The sequence below is a fragment of the Desulfosporosinus cupriresistens genome, from assembly GCF_001707885.1.
Lineage (GTDB): Bacteria > Bacillota > Desulfitobacteriia > Desulfitobacteriales > Desulfitobacteriaceae > Desulfosporosinus.
On record NZ_MASS01000001.1, the window covers coordinates 135,684 to 154,475 of the forward strand.

Genomic DNA, 18,792 nt, shown 5'->3' on the forward strand with positions numbered 1-18,792 from the left:
CTTCATGGTCTTGCTCTGCAATATCTTTTTTTATAGCATTCGACAATTGTTCGTGAATTCCTGCCAAAAGTTTCTCTTAATATGCTTAATATTAGAGTGAAAATTCAGCATAAGCTACAAGTGAGTCATCCTTGCTTACTGCTAAAGAAGTTGTTAGATAAAACATAATTGAAATGATTTTGAGGATTTGGATAGGATTTGGCCAGATTCCAACCCGTGGCGCAAAAAGCACCTTAGAACGATGGCCGTCATTGATGGAGGGGCGGCGTTGGGCGTTTTAAATGTATAAGCGCCAACAGGAGTTTTCCCAAGGGTCCGTTCTTGCCAAATAGGATTAGCAGCAAGAATCCGACAACAAGTTTGAGATTCGTCAACGATTCTTGCGCATATTTTCCTGCTGGAACGGACTCAGGGGTACCAATACTGATTTGAGCAACGCTCGCTTTACTTAGATCTTCGAGAGAGGTAACCTTGCTGTTATCTTTTCCTGTACAATAGCATCGAGGTACCTTCCCAGTAATTGAGAATTAAATGAAGGTAGCCTTTAAGTTACAAGGGGGTTAAAATTATGCCGGATTTTGGCAATTCATTTTCTGGGCTTGCGAAAGATCGCAAATTGACTGACCAAGAATTAGTTAGAGCCATTCGTTATATGCCTAATTGCTTGAAAATTTCTAAAAAACAAGTCGCTAAATAACAAAACCACCATTTGGACTAATGATTTGGCCAGTTATGAAGTCTGCATGCTGAGAAGCTAAGAAAAAGGTACACATGGCGATATCTATAGGACTCCCTAATCTCATTAAGGGAGTATTTTCTCTAAGCATATTTAACTGCTCCTGATTATATGAAGAAAGCATATCTGTTTGGATAATTCCAGGCGCAATACAATTTACTTGTATATTTGAAGGCCCCAGTTCTTTCGCCAATGCCTTTGTTAGGCCAATTACGCCTGCTTTTGCAGTAGAATAATGGACTTCACAGGAAGCCCCCACCATTCCCCATATGGAAGAAATATTAATGATTTTCCCTTTCTTTTGAGGAATCATATATTTCAAAACTTCTTGCGTACAGAAAAAAACACTTTTCAAGTTAATATTTATCATTCGATCCCAGTCTTCATCTGTTATATCGATAAATAATTTTTCTTGACATATCCCGGCATTATTCACAAGGACATCAATAGTTCCAAATTCATTGACACAAAACTTTATCATTGCATTTACTTCAGTTCTTTTTGATATATCTGTCTTAAAAAGCTTAACCGAGAATTCCTTTTCTTTGAGACTTTCATATAAGGCAATGGCGTCCTTCTCTGACTTGTTGAAGTTGATCAGTACATTGTATCCTTGTCGAGCAAACACTTCCACAGTTGCTTTTCCAATTCCCCTGGATGCACCAGTGATTACAACGGTTTTTGTATAATCCATAATTCATAGTCACCTCAATTTCAGGAAAAATGATTATGCTTAAGTCTTTCTTCTACTTCTATTACCAGTGCCTCAATCTGGTGGGGCAGAGGGGAGCGAAGGATTCCAACCAGTAGAATATTCCCACGTTGGATAGGAAGAAGCAATTTGTTCGCTCTGCTCGCACCGATTGCTGTAGCTATTAGCGGAGTGATTTCTCCCAAGAAACCATAAACCATCATCACCGAAACCGAACCCACAATTAGATCCACCCGATCTACATTATAACAAATCGCAGACTCACCAGAAGCTCCCTCAGAAGCCCCGGCCCGCAACATAGCTCCAGTTGCAAGGGCATTGGTTCCCAAAGCGAGTATATTCAGCTCTGGCATTTTTTTGCGTAACTGCTCGACTATATGCTTACCAATGCCGCCACCCTGTCCATCAATGACTGCTATCCGCATAATTTCCTCCTTGGTATAGCCATTTTAGTTCCTGCGTTTTTTTATCTAGCATCTTCCATTCAAATTGAACAAAAAAACCAAGAAGTTTTAGACCTGTCTTCCTCTTAAATATTTCACCTGGGGATCACGACAGTTTGGTTCCGTACCTTTTCCACGCTAACCGGAACCCCATACGCCTGAGAGATATTTTCTGCAGTCATCACCGCTGGGCCACCGGCAACGAATACCTTTGTGTCCTGTAGTAACAAAAATTTATCTGAGAAGCGTAAGGCCAGATTAAGATCGTGCATTACAGCAACTACCGCAATATTCTTCTCCTTAGCTGCGGTCCGGATAGTTTTCAACACTTCCATTTGATTTTTTAGATCCAGGTTGCTGGTTGGCTCATCCAATAACAGAACCTCGGGTTCCTGAGCCAAGGCCCTGGCAATGACGACTTTCTGCAGTTCCCCTCCACTCAGTTCATCTAAGTAGCGCAGGGCAAATTCCCCCAGACCTGTTTTGGCCAATATCCCTTGCACCAACGCCAAATCCGCCGCTGTCGCCTCCCACTTGATGTGGGGTTTGCGGCCCAAGAGCACAGCGTCAAAGACGGTCTGACGGTTGCTCTCGTAATTTTGCGCGACATACGCCATTTTAAGGGCTATCGCCAAGCGACTGAGCTTAGACACTTCCTGCCCCTCCAATAAGATACTTCCCTTTTTCGGTAATAAAATCTTGTTCAAGGTCTTGAGCAGCGTCGATTTTCCAGCACCATTGTTCCCGAGGATTGCTAGGAATTCCCCCCTCAGTACAGTGAAGCCTACATTCTCTAATATTGTGCGGGAGCTGTATCTAAATTCGATCCCATTAACGGATAAGATCATCGTAACTTCGACCCCCTCACCAGAAAATAGAGAAAGAGAGGAGCCCCGAGAAAGGAAGTGACTGCGCCAACAGGCAAAACCACGGGCGCAATAATCCGCCTGGACAGGGTATCCGCAGCCAGAAGCAACAAAGCACCCATCACCCCAGAAGCCGGAATTAGAAAGCGATTGTCCCCGCCTATCAAGCGTTTGACGAGGTGTGGAGCCACGAGACCAATGAAGGCGATGATTCCCAAAAAGGAAACGACAGTGGCTGTGATCAAAGATGCAAAGAACATTCCCCACTGTCTCGTCTTTTCCACGTTGACACCTAGGCCCTTGGCTGTTTCTGCCCCACTGTCCAGAGCATTGTAATTCCAGCGGTTAAACAGGAAAAAGAGCAAGGCTCCTAAGACTACACAAGACATAATCCCCAACTCACCCCACGATGCCCGCCCGATGTCACCAAACGTCCAAAAGACGACGGCGGCTACATTTACATCATTGGTGAAATACTGTAAAAGCATCGTGGCTGCCGAAAAGAGAGATCCCAAAGCGACCCCGGCTAACACCATAGACTCTGGTGAGACTCCCTTATATTGAGCCAGAAAAAGAATGATCATGGTCGTAAGCATGGCCGCTACGAAGGCTGAAATTGTGACAAGATAAGGACTGTTAATCAGCAACGCTCCTCCGCCTGTACTTTGTGTACTACCTGCTCCCCAGCCGATGATGGCTAGCGCAGCCCCAAAGGCTGCACCTTGAGCAATACCGAGGGTACTTGGAGAAGCTAAGGGATTTCTGAGGATATTTTGCATGACCGCACCCGCAACCGCCAAACCTATCCCAGCGACCATCGCTGCCAACACCCGGGGCAAGCGGATTGACCAAATGATAATCTGAGCATGTCCCTCAGTTTGGCCGAGTAAAGTCAGTAACACTTGCCAGGGCGAAAGCTCGGCTGAACCGGCACTGATGGCATAGAGGGCGAGCACTGCAGTCATAATCATCAGACCCAACAAGATTAATTTTTTCTTCCATGTATATCTCAAATAATGGGTTATCCCGCCATCGAGCACAGTTTCCTCGCCCACCAACTCGATCACCTTCCTAGTTCCAGCTTTTTAAAGCCACCATAATCCCGTACCATTTCTGCATACAAGGGCTTACCGAGAAGAAACTGGTACAGTTCATCACTCTTCTTAATCGGATCGATGTCTTGAAACTGTTGAGGAAAGATAATCTTTCCTGCGTAATAGGAGTCTGCAAATGCCGTCTCAATATTGGTCGTATAGTTATTATAAGGAATCTGGCTATAAACTTGGCCCTTCTTCACCGCACTCAAAGACTGGTAGAAAGCTGGATTCTTCTTAAAATCATCCGTAACTAGCGCATACCCACCTGCATCAAGGAACAAGATATCCGGATCCCAACTGATGAGTTTCTCTTTATCAATCATTAAGCTTCCGCTTTTCCCGGTTTCATCGACGACATTTTTCGCCCCAATGAACACCAGCGGCGGGTATTTGGCCTGAGTGTATTCGATCCCGTGCGCTCCTTTTGAGCTCACGGCCCCAACATATACTTTTGCTTTGTCCCCCGCAGGAACATCCTTCGTCCTCTCTGCCAGATCTTTTTCATTTTGTCTAAGATAAGCCACAACATCTTGGGCCCTCTTCTCCTTCCCGATAATCGTACCGATCATACTTAAGGAACGGTATAGATTCTCGTTAAACGATGTTGTAGCACTTGTAACATCGCCATAACTCAGAACGACCACCGGAATGCCTATCTTGGCTTGAAGTTGATTTGCTTTCTCTTTATCTACAAGATTGCAGACAAAAATTACATCTGGTTTAACGCCAACCAAGCTCTCCTCGTTCGGGGCAGTATCCGGTCCTCCCTGCCCAATACTGGGCAGTTTTTTCAAGTCGGGATAAGCCAGCATATACGATCTTCCCGGCGAAGGCTTTTTCTCAATCTCTTCAATCCCGACCACCATGGACGCTCCTTCGGCATAGGTCACCAACCGCAACGCACCTGGTCCAATCGCCACAACCTTTTGGACAGGTACCTCTATCTCAACTTCTCTCCCGACCAGATCCGTAATTTTTTGTTTCTGAGCCTTAGCCACTGTCGGAACTGTTCTTGCTTCCTTCGTACCTGCAGTCCCTCCACATCCCGATAAAAGCAACGCCGGCATAAGCAAGGCCAACAATAACGCCATCACTTTTCTCATTTAAGATTCATCCTCTCTATTTCGTATCGCATGTTTAGACAAACTGATCGAAATCAGCTTATCTAAACATGTCAAAGTAGAATCTCTGGTGTGTCTACTCTTATTGAAAACCTATTTTATTTATTTAACACGAGGACTCGCGACTCGTATTGTTCCACACACTCCGGACAGGCGATGCGCCCATCACGAACACTCGCCCGCTGTTCCATTACGCCCTCTCCGCAGAATGCACATTCCACCGTTGGATTGAGTTTAGGGCCATTGGGCAGGTCGAAGGTGATTTCTCGCCAGACAAAATGCTCTTCTGGTGGTGCTTCTACTAGGTGCATGGAAATCTCGCCATGCAGTTTATAAAATTCCTCCGACTCAGCTGGGGTTGCCGTATTGTCCATCATTTTAGGCCGCAAAGCTTGATGCCGTTCATTGTCCATTGCCCCATACTTCAGGGCAACTCGAACACCACGCCCATCCTGACGACGGATAAAACTAAAAACTTGCTTGCCATGATCCTTGAACATTAGATTTCCTTTGCCAAATGTACTTGAGAGTAAAGTCTGCACAGCATCCACTCCACAAGCATCATTTTGTACGATGCTGACAAACCCACTTTTAGGATTGTACGGCTCCCCCTCTAAAGCATGGAGCACCTTTAAGGCAATCTGAGCTGCTTGGAAGCCAATCGCTAACCCTGGGCAGACATGCCCGTGAAACGCCACGCAACGTTCCCAATCCAGCTGAACTTGTTCGTCCATTTTTTATCCACTCCTTAATTTTTAGTTTTTCTAAGACTTCTTCTCTCTTTCTGAAAAAAAGATTATTTCACTCACAAGATTCTGTATTATGAATCCAATAACACCCGCACCTTGTCATGTTCATACTTTTCTCCCCGACAAGAAATAACGCTGAGGAACATCTTTAATGGTAATATTCTCGAAACCTGCTTCTGAAAAAATAGCGAACATAACCTCCTCTTCCGGAATCAGACAGTTCCGTACCGCTCCGCCAAGAGACACATGCAGATCATTAATATAGTCTCTGCTATGCGGATGCATTACAGTAACTCTTCCCCCACGTCTCAACACTCGAGCCATTTCTTTGGCAGACCGCCTAAGATCATCAAAGTGCGGGAAGGCCGAGTTACACACGACTTCATCTACCGCCTGGTCTGCCAAGGGAATATCCTCAGCAGCCCCCTCCAAGAACTCTAAATTTGGCTCCTGATACTTCTTTTGAGCTTCTGCCAGCATCTGGGGAGCAAAATCTATGGCCACCACATCTCCGGATGAACCCACGGCTTCGATCAGCATCGGAATAAGCACTCCGGTGCCTGTACCTAGATCAAGAACCTTACTGCCCCGAGACAAAGCAAGCTCTTCGACCATATTTTGCAAGCGAATTATTACCTCATCTTTGATAAGGGTATCCCACTCCGCAGCCTTTCCGTCGAAATAGTCCTTTAATTGCATACTGTTACCTCCTCACCTTCTATAAATGAATGTCCACAAGTCTGTTCTCCATCTGTCTGATTTTACGGTTGAGTTAAATCAAGTTTCTTGAACCCTCCATAATCCTTAGCCATTTGTTCATAGACAGGTTTACCTAGGAGGAAACTGTAGATTTCCTTACTCTTTTTGACGGGATCGATATCCTGAAATTTATCCGGAAAAATCACCTTCCCGGCATAATAAGCGTCCGCCAAGGCCGTATCGATATTCGTGGTATAAAAGTTATACGGGATCTGTCCGTAAACCTGCCCGTTCTTGACCGCACGGAGTGACTGATAAAAAGCCGGGTTCTTCTGAGCATCGGCAAGCACCTTACTGTAGCCTCCTTCATCGATAAAGAGAATATCTGGATCCCAGCTCACGAGCTTCTCACATTCGATCATAAAACCTCCACTTTTTCCGGTCTCATCGGCGACATTCCGAGCCCCGATGTTCACAAACGGCGGATACTTAGCCTGAGTGCTTTCAATGCCCTGAGTTCCTTTCATCCCTAATGCTCCCACATAAACTTTAGGCTTCGCTGAGTCCGCAATGCCTTTTGTGCGCTCTGCCAAATCCACCTGACTCTTCTTAACATAGTTGATGACTTCTTCTGCCCTCTGTTGTGTTCCGATAACCTTACCAAGCAGATCTAAGGAACGATAGACATCATCATTGAACGTTGCCAATGGCCCATAACTCAAGACAACGACAGGAATCCCCGTCTTGTCCTGCAGCTTATCTGCCTTCGCCTTATCCACCAAGTACGACACAAAAATGACATCGGGTTTGACATTCAGCAACGCTTCTTCATCTGGTATGGTATCTATTCCGCCCTGCCCAATCGTCGGAAGAGCCTTAAGTTCCGGATAAGCAAACATATAGGGCCTTCCCGTCGGCACTTTCTTTTCCATATCCTCAATACCAACGACTCGGTCGGTACCCTTGGTGTACGCAACTAACCTCAACGCACCAGGCCCGATGGCCACAATCCGTTGAGCGGGAATTTTCACTTTCACCTCACGTCCCACTAGATCAGTCACTACTTTTACTTCAGAATTTAATGTACCCTGAGAATTCCCGACAACTTGACCTGTCTCCGACTTGTTGCCTTCCTTTCCAGTTCGAACTGCAGAACAACCCGTCAAAGCCAGTCCTACGAGCAGCAAACTGAGAAGCCAAGCGCTTCCCTTCATGATCCGTCTATGCATTTACATAACCCCTTTCCGTTTCCCATATTGATCTATCTGAAGATTAACCCGCCAAATCATCATCCCTTGAGTAACCTTGAACCCACAACTCATCTTTCTCCCCACACTTCTGACACAACGCAGTGTTGTCAATCATAAGATTGAAAAATCTTCCTTCTTTTAAACAAAATAAAAAACCATGAAGTAGACTCTAACGAGTCAAACCTCCATGGTTTTTACAAACACCTTCATGGTCTTGCGCTGCAATATCATTTTTCAATTAATCTTAATGTTCTACAATCCTTCGCAAATTCCTGCTAAATTGTTCCTCGTTATGAAATAAAATATTTCTCACTGGGGATCACGACAGTCAGTCCGTTGGCCAGGTCATTCCTCAGTGAAGACCAATCACCTCGGTCTGGCACGGACCTGCAGTATTTTACCCAAAAATCTGATTCGTTGGGAGTTGGTGGAAAAGGTTTTTTTACAGTCAATGTCCATTGGGCTTGAGTGTCCGGTTATTCTCACATACCCAAAGGACACCCGACTTGCTCATCCCGTACTGCTCTTTATGGGAGTTATTCGTAATGTACTGTCTGTCTAGTATACGAGGGTTTCTGACTAGTACAAAAAAAGAAACGCACTCCTAACGTTGAAATCAGCGTAGGAGGGCATTTCTTGCATGCCTATATAACAAAATAACTTACTCTCTCATAGCAAGACCTTTGGCAATCACCGATTGCACTACAGAGGAACATCAGCCACCGGCAGGATTTTTAGTCAAACATTCACGTCCGGTATTGGCCCCTGTATGCTTCTTAATATCATCCAAAGTAGAGCAGCACTTGGCTATAGCGACATGATAGAAGATTTCTTCTTCCGTGACATTTGCACAATAACAAATGGGAACAGGGGGCGGGACATTCTTAAACCAAATCTTGCTAATCAATTGTTCTTGAAGTATTGTTTTCTTCCCGTCCTGAGAATAATAGGAAACCTTACAATCGGGAGTTTTACATAGAAATAACTGTTCTCCTTCAATCTCAATACCAGGTTGTACCTGATGTTCAACTGTTACCTTACGTACTTTCTGACCGATCCCGTTACAAACAGGGCAGGCCGAAATTACTTTTGAATTTGTGGAAAGCTCAAGCATCATGTGGTATAAACCCTTCCTTTCACTCCTGTAAGCTTTCAATGATTAGATAATCATCAATTGGCCCTTCGTCAGAGCATGGATAATTGGTTTTATTTTAACTCTTCGTCCTGAACGTATTTTATTTTAAGCAATAAGGCAGTTTCTGCCTTGGCCGATTCTCTGCCTAAATAAGCAGCATGGTCGAGTCTGGAAAGCAAGCCCCGTTTGATAGCGGTATTGACAATGTCAGATGCTTTGTCTCCCCGAATAACTTCATTGAGAACATGGTCATTCGTGTAATGTTCACAAACAACCTTTTTGCTATCTGAATCAATTAAAACTAAGAAAAAACCTTCCGGATCAGGTTCCCACTTTGTTGTCTTTTCGGCTTCAACCGTTTTCGGCAAATGCACTTTCGGGGGAATTATTAATTCCAAACCTTCCGTTTGAGCATTACAGGTGTTGATGACTTCCTTCAAACGGTTAATATCGTTTGTCCCAATCTCATCAATAACCGTAACATAACTATTAAAGGCATTGAGTTCCTCTTGAGATAAATTCTTTAGAATTGGACGGGGGCCGACGGCTCCTATAATTTGCCGTTGTTCACCAATACCCTTGGATTTAAGGGCTAGAACGGCTTGACCAGCTTTATGACCTCGGGAATCTTTACCACAAAGAATTAAGTAACGAATGCTTGGATTCGTTACAATATTCCTTATTAAACGTTCGATGCCTAGATTTTCTGTTGTCAGTGTGCCAACAATAGCAACTTGTTCCAGAAGCCCTACATCTTTAATTTCCTCCAATAGGTCAAAATCAGTTAAGGTACAAACTGCTACCTTGGAATTCTGTCTTCCTACCTGATAATTGCCCTCAACAACCGGCCATTTTTTAATAGTTTGCTTTATTGGCTCGGGCTCACATGAATGCCCACAACCACAGGAAGAACCAAGCATATTAAACAATCCTTGCTCCTGAACAAGGGTACTAATACCACTTATCAATTTGCTAAATTGGTTATAGGGTTCGATAGGTAGGCAGGTTTCACACCCGAGACATAGGTGTCGATTTATATTACCAGCTTCAAACCACTCTAACATTTCTTCACGTACGTCCTTGGCATTTGAACCGTCTATATCTTCAAGGTCTCCCATTATAGCTTCGAGAGTATCCAGCAAACACTCGCATGAACTGCATTTCTTAATCTGTCGAATCTCGTTTAGCTGCTCCCAAGCTTTAGTGATTTCATCTTCAAACATTCAGACCACTCCCTGTTATCCCTCTACACTTAATTTTACTATTATCCTACCAATCAGGGGAATCGTTCTACAGATAATTCAGCACTTGACTCAAAGTACGTGCTGATATTTGAGGGATATTTCTTGCGTAAGACTGTAGACTTTTTTTGCAGTATCGATGTTGAGAGTTCCTACTCCACAGCTTGGGGTAATCATAATCTGTCTGGTCAGGGCATTTCTGTCTATCCCTTTGCCAACTAACGTATCAATCTGAGCATTAAGCACTTGACTTAATTGGTCTGAATTGTAAGCTAAAACTTTTTCAGATGTGGGAACTATTCCCCATGCCAAAACTCCCTCTCTTTGCAGGAAATTTTGTATCTGTTCGGGATACAAGGATAAGGTTGTGAAATACTCAAAGGCATCGAAGTTTAATATATCAATCCTAGATTCGAGCAGCATTCCCCAATCGGTACTTGCACAAACGTGTATCCCCGCACTACCACCGGCAGAATGAATCGTATCGACGATAATGTTAAGTTCATCAATGATTTCCTGTTTGTTTAGAGTTATATGTGTGGACTGACCGTAAGCATAAAGACCAGGTTCATCAATGAAAATTACGACTGGTATGCCGAATCTGCTTAAGGTCTCAACTTGCCATCTGGCTTGCAAGGCTATGGTTTTAACAACAATATCCCGTAGTTCCTCATCGTAGTACGACGACCTTTTATTTTGGTCTGTGAGTTGCAGCCCCAAAGTGATTGGGCCGGTAACCTGACCCTTGATATATTTAGCATTATGGAAACCACCGTTAGACAATTCATCGACAAATGCCCAGAATCCCTTGGCATATTCATTAGGTAAGCCAAAGTGACTTAATGCTTCGTCATCACCTTCGGATATTCTCAAATACAAATCGTAAAACTCAGTAAGCCGGTCTAGCCAATCTAATTGCCGGACGAAAATGGGTGCACTACCAGACTCTTTATCCACCAGACCAAGCCGGACGAGTGGGGCAATGTATTGGCCGATTAACCCTTCAGAAGTATTGTTGCTTGGTAGCTGTGGCCAATGAGGCATGTCCGGGAAGAACTGTTTTACCGTTTGAACAGCCTCAACCGGGTCGGTATGCGGTAAGCTGCCAATCCCAGTTGCTATAAATGGAGGTATCAAGTCAGTTCACCTTCCTAACTTAACTCTTGCTGATTAAAAAGGCATCCCAATTGGATGCCCGGTCAAAACTACCCTGTTTACCCGAAACAGGAATTTAGACAGTTCAGGTCTTACATTCGGTGGGTTGCTCCTCTTTCGTTTCCAGTCGGGAGGGTTCACTATTAGTAGAGTGAATTTTGTCGGCTAATGCTCTAATCTTTGTTGCACCCACCGTCATAGCAATAGCTATCGTTTCGTTTAATTCATCTTCCGGGATGTTTAGTTCCTTTGCAACTGCAAAGCAATACTGAGTTCAGGGTTCACAACCTGCTGCCAGGGAAGCTGACAGGGCAATTAAATGTTTGGTTTTCCTGTCAATAACCCCTTCATTGTACACTGACGAAAAGAACTCATCATATTTCTTTAGCATACCTTTTTCCCCTCTCTCTACTACAGTAGTGTCCTTGCCAAAATAGGAACACTTTTCTTTCCGGCACCCGTGAGGATGTCGTTCAACGTGTTTACAAATTATGTTCTCACTGACTATTGGCAGGGAAACACTTAGATGTTCTTTCACCAATTTTACTGCCTCGGTCAATGATTTTCGAACGAAGTTCTTACAACAGCAAGGCCCTGTTTCGTTAGCAATAGTGTTAACCATCTTGGCCACAACTCTCATGGTAGTTGCCGTTTCCTGGTCTTTAGGACAGGCTGCTCCCAAGATAACGCTAAAGCATGCGCCTATGGCTACCGCAATCCCACATACCCCTGTCAGACCACAGTATCCGCCAACAGCTTGCCTTACCGTTCGGTTTAGCACCTCCAGAACCTGATCATCCGTTACTATAATAGTACCTTCGTTCCTAATGGCCGCGATCAAGGCTCCAGCCGCTAGCCAAGCGTTTTCACAGCCAAGCATGGGAACTTGGTCGTCATATCCCATAAGTGTTTCAGCAATTTCCAACGGGTTTTTAGACTTATTATCAAGTACATAGGCTTTGACTAAGTCGAAAACCCCTTTTCCGTGGCACTCATCACAAACATAATGACCATTAGAGCAACAGATGTTTGCTATCTCCTGTTTGCCACACTGGGCACAAGTCAGTGCTTTGCCTTGATCAAAGTACTCCAGTGGATTCCCGCAAATTTTACAGTGTTCGGTGTTTCCGTCTAAGTGCTGACCAGCACTAGATGAAGTGCCTCAGCAGTCACTAGCGCTAGGTAGAACCACGCTATTTATCATCTCGAACATAAGGAAACTCCTCTCCCGTTTGATTGTTTTGTAAATCAGACAAGTTGTTAGCTTTGACCTGAGTTTTATTTTGAATGAAATCTTTTGATTGTGAGATGATCTTCCAGATCACGTCGTCGGTAATTCAATAGAAGGCAAAACTAGCTCGATTTTCCACACGGGCTATCCCGGTGTTTTTGAGTACTTTTAGATGGTGAGAAGTCAGTGGCTGAGATAGACCCGCCGCCTTAGCGATTTCGTTGACGCTTTTACATTCTTTAGATAATACCTCAATGATGCGGAGGCGGTTTACATCGGCCAAAGCCTTAAACAATTGCTGGATGTCCGTATATAATTCCATCTTTTCACCTCTTGTTCTACAACTAAGATAACATAAATACGCCTTTATATCAATGGTAGTTTATATGGTAGGCAATAGAGCAGCTTTCTTCGCTTGGTTTGTCATGTTAGAGTCATTCATGTTTCCTGAAATTTGAGGATTCTTTGTTTACACCACATTGTGAGATTGCAGCCGTTTTATGGCTCTTTTTACAGTGCGTTTCGCCATTGGTGTCTAGCTGTAAGCTTTGTTAGGCCTAAATTTGCTGAACACCAAAGAAAATTAGTCTAATTCCGAACATAGCAAAAGCTACAACTAATTCTCAACCAAACTTATATATTATAATGAACCTCTTTACCATCGGCAGATAGATATGTCCGTTAATATTGTTTTCAAACAGGTCATGGGAGGATTCTGCTATCAGAATCTCCTTGTTTAACGATTCCCTGCAAAATTCCTGCAAAGGCTTCGGCACACACAAACCCAATTTATAAATGTCCATATCCTTACAAGCATTTAACACTTGCAGATAGTCTTTTGCCTCATGGGGCAGGATGCTTCCACAGAGCAGACGGATGTCCGCCTCCCTGAATATTGTGGTTGGTTCTTTGAACTCCCCGCAGTCGTAGATAACAAAGTTGTAGTCCTTATCCAGCTCATTGGTAAAATAGCAGTCAACACCGCCGACAGGATAGGCTTCTCCGTCTTTTTCCGCATCATAGATATTTACGATCCAGTTCAAATGCCGGTTGGTATTGGTCTCCACATAGCAGGCGGAAGCCCCTCTTGCAATGAGCCAGGCCGCCAGATTAAAGGCGGTGACGGTAACGCCACTGCGCCGCTGTGTGCCGGCAATGGCAATCTTCACATTTCGGCTGTTCCACTTGTATTTGACTATCTCTTTCGGCTTCGGGGCTTCTTCAAAGGCAGTATCCTGCTTAAAGCTTTCAGATGACCGCTTATACCTCTGCATACCACCATCCTCCGAAAGACACTCGGCAAGCTCATCCCTGATGCCGTCCATGCTGTCGGCGGTTACAATATCCGTTACCCCGATATCCACCAGCCTGCCGATATAGGCGTCTGCATTTACCATATCCGAAAGGATGGGGATGATTCTCATATTCAGCATCATTTGCATGGATTGGAGGGCAACGATGAAATCATCAAGCTGTTCCTCTATACAGGAAATATCCACAAGGAAATACTTGCAGCCTATATAATTCCTCATGTCCTTTGCGGCAAAAAGCTTCAAGGAAAACCTACCGATGAGCTTCTTTATCACAAGCTCCTGCCCCTCCATAAAGTCGGTCAGTCCGCTTTTCCCATTACTCGAAAGATACAGCAGCAACGCTCACACCTCCGTCATAGGGCTTGTTTTCCCGCTCTTTGAGATTGGTGGTAAAAAGCAGGAAAATCCCGATCACCACAATCAGTACATAGATAAACAATTCAATCAATTTTTTCCGGTTATTCATTTACACCTCCGTATTAAAATACTCAACCAAAGTAAAGGGCTTCTTATGTCGAAACAATCCAGAACGGGCCGCCCGCCCCGGCATTTTTTCCTGCTTCATTCAGTATGACGGACAAATCCCACTCCTGTTCGCTGCGCTTTTTGCTGGCCGGGTCCGCCACCAGGATTTTGCCCTCAGTGGTTACGCCGCGCAGCACGATGAAATGCCCGCCGGATGTAAAATGCCCCATGCCCATCAGTGCGACCACCAGCTTACCGGAGGACAGTGCATCAACGATTTTTTGCGGTTCTTTTGCCGGGCAGCCTTCTACCTGCAAGCCAAAGGCTTTCGCTGCGCCCGGAATAAGGGAATGATAGGAACCGCCGCCGGGAGCCCAATACCCGTTATCATAAGACCACTCTGCCATTTCTACCGGATCAACCGTTTTATCCGTCAGGCTGGATACTACCATAGCCATTGCGGTGGGGCCGCAGCCATAGCCGCCGATGTTGTCTGTCCCGTAAGGCATGTCTTTATATCGTTCATCTCCTTGGTTGTAGTACACCACCGACGTGGCTCCATCGGTGAAGATCACGTCCTTATAGGAGGTTACGCCGCTTTCATAATTCGTTGCCGCAAGGTATTGGTACATCCCGTAGTCGTTTTGCAGCCGCTCGACCTCAGTAATGGCCCGGCTATCGAAAAACTCACCCAAAAATTCCAGCGGGTGGGTAAGGATATAAACGAAGGCCGTCAGGATGAGAACTACACACAGCAAGGGTGTAAGAATAATAATCAGCAACCTTTTTCTTGCTTCCTCATCGGATGCAAGCTTTAAGGCCGCCTGGGCAAGAAGCTTTGCCGTTGCCGGATCAATTGCCATAAAATCAAATCACCTCCATTTAAAAGGCGCTCCTACTGAGGAGCGCCTTTGCGGTTCATTGGGCTGTGTCGCTAGTGTTTATTAGAATCAGTTCGCACTTCAAAGGTATTGGGGTCAATCAGAATCACAGTCTTTCCCAGGGTGCGGGCAAAAGCAAGGATGTTGCCCGCGCCGCCGGGTTTGCCGTTCCATACCGCAAGCACATAATTACTTTGCTTGACCATGTATTCCTTTTCCTTTTTAATGCAGTCCTTAGTATAATGACGCTGCAAAAGGGTTTCCTTATCGCATCGTTCCACAATAGAAAAGTACCTGTCACGCTGTGCTATCGTCCATTTTGCCGCCTGATCCTCACAAGGAATAACGCACTCCAGGGTAATTTCGGGATAGTCTCTTTTGAGGTCAAGGACGATTTCTGCGGCAAACTGGCCGACCCCTAAATCAACACCGCTGATGAAATGAGTAACTCCCAAAGCTTCAATCAAATAGACCGCCTGTTCCTTCAGTACCTGCTTCAACCGCAGGCAACCGGCGTTTTCTTCGTCAAACCCAAGGGGAAGGCTTTGAGGGCGGGGTCCCGCAAAGCAGCAGGCAGGCTTTATATTGGCTTCTTTAATAAGCATCGTCATTTTAAGCAACCACCTTTCTCATAATAATAAGGAATTAAGGCATATATTTTCTTACATTATATGGAATACATTTCCCTATGTCAATAGAAACATATGCTGTAATTCCGTATAATGAACCGATGTATTGTCTATAATCATATATACAAGGTGGTGAATTGTAATGTATGAGGATTTGTTTTACGAAAGATTAACCAGGCTCCGCACACAAAAAGGGGTTTCCGCAAGGGATATGAGCCTGTCTTTAGGTCAAAGCGAAAGCTATATCAATAAAATTGAGAACAAAAAGTCGCTGCCGTCCATGACAGGATTTTTTTATATCTGCGAATATCTGAATGTCCCTCCAAAGGATTTCTTTGATGACGAAGTAAGCTTTCCGACAAAATTAAATAGCTTGATGGGTGAGTTAAAGAAGCTAAACGATGGCCAGTTGGAGCATCTTCTGGCTATTATTAAGGATTTAAAGACAAAGTGAGAAAGGCAGGTTGCATGAGATATACAGCCTGCTTCTTTTTTTATCTTCCTCCAGCCTTGCCCATATAGTCAAACTTGTATTCAGGTATCTCAAAATTAACGTGCAGACGCTTGGAACCGATCACAAATAAGGCGTGGCCTCGTCTCTTGCTTTCCAGCAATTCTTCCTCCGCTTCGGTAAGGTTGTAAAGTTCCTTTGTTTCCTGCAAATTCTTTCCGTCTGTCCCCATGATGACTTTGATACAGGGGATGTCCAGCAGGGCCTGCCCATACATCTTGATTTCCGGCGATAGAAAATCCACGACGCTGTGGGAGATGATGATTAGTCCTGCTTCATATTTTCTGGCCCGTTTTTCCACATTGCGCAAAAACACAAGGCTCTGCGGCACCTGGGGGTCGATCATCAGGTAGGCTTCATCGCAAATAAGCAATACACGCTCGGTCCTGTCTTTAGACATCTGCTCCCAACACCAGGTCAACAGGTTGAAGTATTGCGTCCTTTTGATGTTTTCGCTGGTGTTTTGCAGGGAATGGGTGTCCAAACAAATGCAGCGGGAATGGGTTTCGACGGCGGTGTGTCCGTTCCATAAAAAACTGTCGCTGCCGTTGGCTACATCATAGAGCAACAAGGCCAGGTCACGATAGACGGGATTGTTGCTATCCTTCTCCGCTTTTTCGGAAATCAGCTTGTGCAGATCACTGAAGGTGGGAAACTGTGTGTTGGACAGGGTGGTGATATCCGTGTTCCAATAGATGCCGAACCGGTTGTAAAGCTCGATGACGCTCTGTTTCAGGATGGCCTTCTGCATGTCCGTGAGACTGGGCAGGTAGAGATTGAAGAAGATCTCCAGATTCTTAACGTGGAGCGCCATGTCCGACATGCCGTTACCCTCGTCCCGATACAGCTTGCCGCCCTTTTCGTCCGACTCGTCCTCGCTGTCCCTGGGTGCAGGCCGGATTTGCAGGGGATTGATTTTGCCGTTGGCGCCACCCCCCGCGTTAATCCAGTCGCCGTTCAAATTCAGGCACAGATCCCGGTATTCCGATTCGGGGTCGATGAAAATCAGCTTGGTGCCTTTCATATATTCCGCTAAAGCGATATGCTTGACGGCGGTGGATTTGCCCACACCGGCTACGCCCATAAAGACCATATTGGAATTGGTGCGGTCATTGCCTCGCTTCCAGGTGTCTACTATGATCAATCCGCCGTTATTGTCCTTTGCAAAATAGTACCCGGTGCCGTCATTGAAACCGGAGCTTGCAAAGGGGAAGCCGCCCACAAAGGTGCTCATGGGGATGATACGCTGTACAATGCTCTCCACAACCGGACTTACGGGATAGGTCGGGGAAATGGTCTGCAAGCCCTCTTTTTGCAGGTTGGCAAGGGTTCTGACCTTGCATTTCATCACGTTGACGACACTCTCCACCCTTCGGCACCCCTTGACAAAGCTTTTTTCGTCATGGGCCACCGGCATGATGACAAGGCTCATCAACGCCACGGTTTCGCCGTTTTGGTCGATCTGGAGCATGATCCGCTCTCCGTCCTCCGCGGCTTTTTCGCTTCTCTGCCGGGTCAAGGGGTCCTTGGCGCCGTCGGCGGTAGCCCGGTTTTGAATAATGCTCTTGGATATGGCTGAAATCAAAGCACTGTTGTCCACCGGCTGGATGCCGATGGAAACAAGGGTGCCCGGTATATTGGTGATTTTACTCAGCCAGCCTGTATCCACCTTTTGCGGATAGCGAACAACGCCGTAAATCTTTCCCGTGTTTTCACCGATCACCAGGCTATTTCTCTTGATTTCCAGCCCCATCGGAGAAATGACGTTTAAGAGGGCCTCATTAACCGGTACAAACTCGGTCTTTTTTCTGGAGATTCCTATCAAAATACCACACCTCCGCCTAAAATGGGAATGGAAGGGGTAAAGTCCGTGTCCTCCAGGTGCATGTAGGCGGGGTTGTTGATGAGGTTGCAGAGCCGTACAATATTCTGCTGTTCCAAGATTTCGCTGCCAATCCCACAGTCGTCGAGGTTTCCCACAAAATCCTTTGCCTTCACCAGCAACTCCTTTTCGGCGCCCTCGTCGGCTTTTTCCCAGAGAACGATATAAAATTGTCGCTCCACCACCTCGCCGGACAGGGCAAAGGTGGTCATCTCCAGGATTTCCTGTTTGAGAAGTTCTTTTTGCTTGGGGTCGGAGGTGGCAAGCGCCGCCGACAGCTCGGAGATCAGGGGCGTAATGTCCACCGGACGGGATACGGCAAGAAATTTAAAGGGGTGCTGTATGCCGGACATATTCGCTGTGAGCTGCTTGATCAACTGCTGTTTTTCGCCCTTGCTGAACAGGTCGATGGTGATGGGGTTTATTTTCAGATAACAGAGGACAAGCTGGTCTCTTGTGTAGAGATATTTGCCTTTGATGTCCTTGACGTTGACAAACTCATTGGCTGTCTTTTGCTGGCCGTCCGCTGCCGCAGCCTGTTTTTTCCTTTTGTCCGACAGCCTGATGAAAAGAAAAGCGCCGCCCCCCAGAGCAGCGCACACCATAATCATAATGATTGGGAAAATCAAGCTATTTCCACCTCGCTTGCTTCGATTTCCTGAATGCCTTCGCAATC

At 45.4% G+C, this 18,792-nt stretch carries 21 protein-coding genes and 2 pseudogenes; 3 read left to right on the forward strand and 20 right to left on the reverse strand.

The window, feature by feature from the left end; genetic code table 11:
- Positions 1–356: 356 nt before the first annotated feature.
- Positions 357–464, reverse strand: a pseudogene (locus tag DSBG_RS23500) (molybdate ABC transporter substrate-binding protein); the annotation flags it as partial.
- 104 nt (positions 465–568) lie between these two features.
- Between DSBG_RS23500 and DSBG_RS23905 the strand changes: the two are divergent.
- On the forward strand, positions 569–697 hold the full coding sequence (locus DSBG_RS23905) for a hypothetical protein (RefSeq protein WP_282434183.1): 129 nt from the start codon (positions 569–571) through the stop codon (positions 695–697).
- On the opposite strand, the gene ymfI is transcribed toward DSBG_RS23905, so the two are convergent.
- The 8 genes from ymfI to DSBG_RS00665 form a co-directional block, all read right to left on the reverse strand.
- The gene (gene ymfI, locus DSBG_RS00630; protein ID WP_068962288.1) at positions 690–1,430 is read right to left on the reverse strand and encodes an elongation factor P 5-aminopentanone reductase; all 741 of its coding nucleotides are present in this window, start codon (positions 1,428–1,430) and stop codon (positions 690–692) included. The two genes, DSBG_RS23905 and ymfI, sit on opposite strands and share 8 nt — an antisense overlap.
- A 20-nt stretch (positions 1,431–1,450) precedes the next feature.
- On the reverse strand, positions 1,451–1,873 hold the full coding sequence (locus DSBG_RS00635) for a DUF3842 family protein (protein ID WP_068962289.1): 423 nt from the start codon (positions 1,871–1,873) through the stop codon (positions 1,451–1,453).
- Positions 1,874–1,986: 113 nt separating this feature from the next.
- On the reverse strand, positions 1,987–2,739 hold the full coding sequence (locus DSBG_RS00640; protein ID WP_068962290.1) for an ABC transporter ATP-binding protein: 753 nt from the start codon (positions 2,737–2,739) through the stop codon (positions 1,987–1,989).
- Entirely contained in the window at positions 2,736–3,815 is a 1,080-nt protein-coding gene (locus DSBG_RS00645) for a FecCD family ABC transporter permease (RefSeq protein WP_068962291.1), read from the reverse strand. The genes DSBG_RS00640 and DSBG_RS00645 overlap by 4 nt, the downstream gene beginning before the upstream one ends.
- A 5-nt stretch (positions 3,816–3,820) precedes the next feature.
- Positions 3,821–4,957: an iron ABC transporter substrate-binding protein gene (locus tag DSBG_RS00650; protein WP_068962292.1), complete on the reverse strand. Its 1,137-nt coding sequence runs from the start codon at positions 4,955–4,957 to the stop codon at positions 3,821–3,823.
- 116 nt (positions 4,958–5,073) lie between these two features.
- Complete coding sequence (locus DSBG_RS00655; RefSeq protein ID WP_068962293.1) at positions 5,074–5,709, reverse strand: FmdE family protein; 636 nt, start codon at positions 5,707–5,709, stop codon at positions 5,074–5,076.
- A 120-nt stretch (positions 5,710–5,829) separates the two neighbouring features.
- Positions 5,830–6,423 carry a class I SAM-dependent methyltransferase gene (locus tag DSBG_RS00660; protein ID WP_068962294.1) on the reverse strand — a complete coding sequence of 198 codons (594 nt, stop codon included), beginning with the start codon at positions 6,421–6,423 and terminating at the stop codon, positions 5,830–5,832.
- A gap of 62 nt (positions 6,424–6,485) precedes the next feature.
- On the reverse strand, positions 6,486–7,652 hold the full coding sequence (locus DSBG_RS00665; protein ID WP_068962295.1) for an iron ABC transporter substrate-binding protein: 1,167 nt from the start codon (positions 7,650–7,652) through the stop codon (positions 6,486–6,488).
- A gap of 376 nt (positions 7,653–8,028) precedes the next feature.
- Here DSBG_RS00665 and DSBG_RS22735 point away from each other — a divergent pair, with 376 nt between their 5' ends.
- Positions 8,029–8,235: a hypothetical protein gene (locus DSBG_RS22735; protein ID WP_176716124.1), complete on the forward strand. Its 207-nt coding sequence runs from the start codon at positions 8,029–8,031 to the stop codon at positions 8,233–8,235.
- Positions 8,236–8,388: 153 nt separating this feature from the next.
- Here the strand turns inward: DSBG_RS22735 and DSBG_RS00670 are convergent, their stop codons facing one another.
- The 9 genes and pseudogenes from DSBG_RS00670 to DSBG_RS00705 form a co-directional block, all read right to left on the reverse strand.
- A complete protein-coding gene (locus DSBG_RS00670; RefSeq protein ID WP_083236665.1) occupies positions 8,389–8,787 on the reverse strand; it encodes a (2Fe-2S)-binding protein in 399 nt (132 codons plus the stop codon).
- Positions 8,788–8,879: 92 nt separating this feature from the next.
- Positions 8,880–10,031, reverse strand: a complete 1,152-nt coding sequence (locus tag DSBG_RS00675; protein ID WP_068962297.1) for a DUF4346 domain-containing protein — start codon at positions 10,029–10,031, stop codon at positions 8,880–8,882.
- Between the two features lie 90 nt (positions 10,032–10,121).
- Positions 10,122–11,186: a methionine synthase gene (locus tag DSBG_RS00680; protein ID WP_068962298.1), complete on the reverse strand. Its 1,065-nt coding sequence runs from the start codon at positions 11,184–11,186 to the stop codon at positions 10,122–10,124.
- 448 nt (positions 11,187–11,634) lie between these two features.
- Positions 11,635–12,360: pseudogene (locus tag DSBG_RS00685) on the reverse strand (DUF5714 domain-containing protein); the annotation flags it as partial.
- Positions 12,361–12,541: 181 nt separating this feature from the next.
- Positions 12,542–12,757, reverse strand: a complete 216-nt coding sequence (locus tag DSBG_RS00690) for an ArsR/SmtB family transcription factor (RefSeq protein ID WP_068962299.1) — start codon at positions 12,755–12,757, stop codon at positions 12,542–12,544.
- Between the two features lie 301 nt (positions 12,758–13,058).
- Positions 13,059–13,991, reverse strand: a complete 933-nt coding sequence (locus tag DSBG_RS00695) for a hypothetical protein (protein WP_242877359.1) — start codon at positions 13,989–13,991, stop codon at positions 13,059–13,061.
- 73 nt (positions 13,992–14,064) lie between these two features.
- Positions 14,065–14,214 carry a hypothetical protein gene (locus DSBG_RS22740; protein WP_176716125.1) on the reverse strand — a complete coding sequence of 50 codons (150 nt, stop codon included), beginning with the start codon at positions 14,212–14,214 and terminating at the stop codon, positions 14,065–14,067.
- Positions 14,215–14,257: 43 nt separating this feature from the next.
- Positions 14,258–15,076: a C39 family peptidase gene (locus DSBG_RS00700; RefSeq protein ID WP_068962300.1), complete on the reverse strand. Its 819-nt coding sequence runs from the start codon at positions 15,074–15,076 to the stop codon at positions 14,258–14,260.
- A gap of 71 nt (positions 15,077–15,147) precedes the next feature.
- A complete protein-coding gene (locus DSBG_RS00705; protein WP_242877360.1) occupies positions 15,148–15,705 on the reverse strand; it encodes an SLOG family protein in 558 nt (185 codons plus the stop codon).
- A gap of 160 nt (positions 15,706–15,865) precedes the next feature.
- On the opposite strand from DSBG_RS00705, the gene DSBG_RS00710 reads away from it, so the two are divergent.
- Positions 15,866–16,177, forward strand: a complete 312-nt coding sequence (locus tag DSBG_RS00710) for a helix-turn-helix domain-containing protein (protein WP_068962301.1) — start codon at positions 15,866–15,868, stop codon at positions 16,175–16,177.
- 40 nt (positions 16,178–16,217) lie between these two features.
- Here the strand turns inward: DSBG_RS00710 and DSBG_RS00715 are convergent, their stop codons facing one another.
- Both DSBG_RS00715 and DSBG_RS00720 read right to left on the reverse strand, forming a co-directional pair.
- Positions 16,218–18,059, reverse strand: a complete 1,842-nt coding sequence (locus DSBG_RS00715; RefSeq protein ID WP_083236651.1) for a VirB4 family type IV secretion system protein — start codon at positions 18,057–18,059, stop codon at positions 16,218–16,220.
- Positions 18,056–18,745 (reverse strand): TraC-like domain-containing protein, encoded by a 690-nt coding sequence (locus tag DSBG_RS00720; protein ID WP_068962302.1) that lies wholly within the window; start codon positions 18,743–18,745, stop codon positions 18,056–18,058. Before DSBG_RS00720 ends, DSBG_RS00715 begins: the two co-directional genes overlap by 4 nt.
- Between the last annotated feature and the right edge of the window lie 47 nt (positions 18,746–18,792).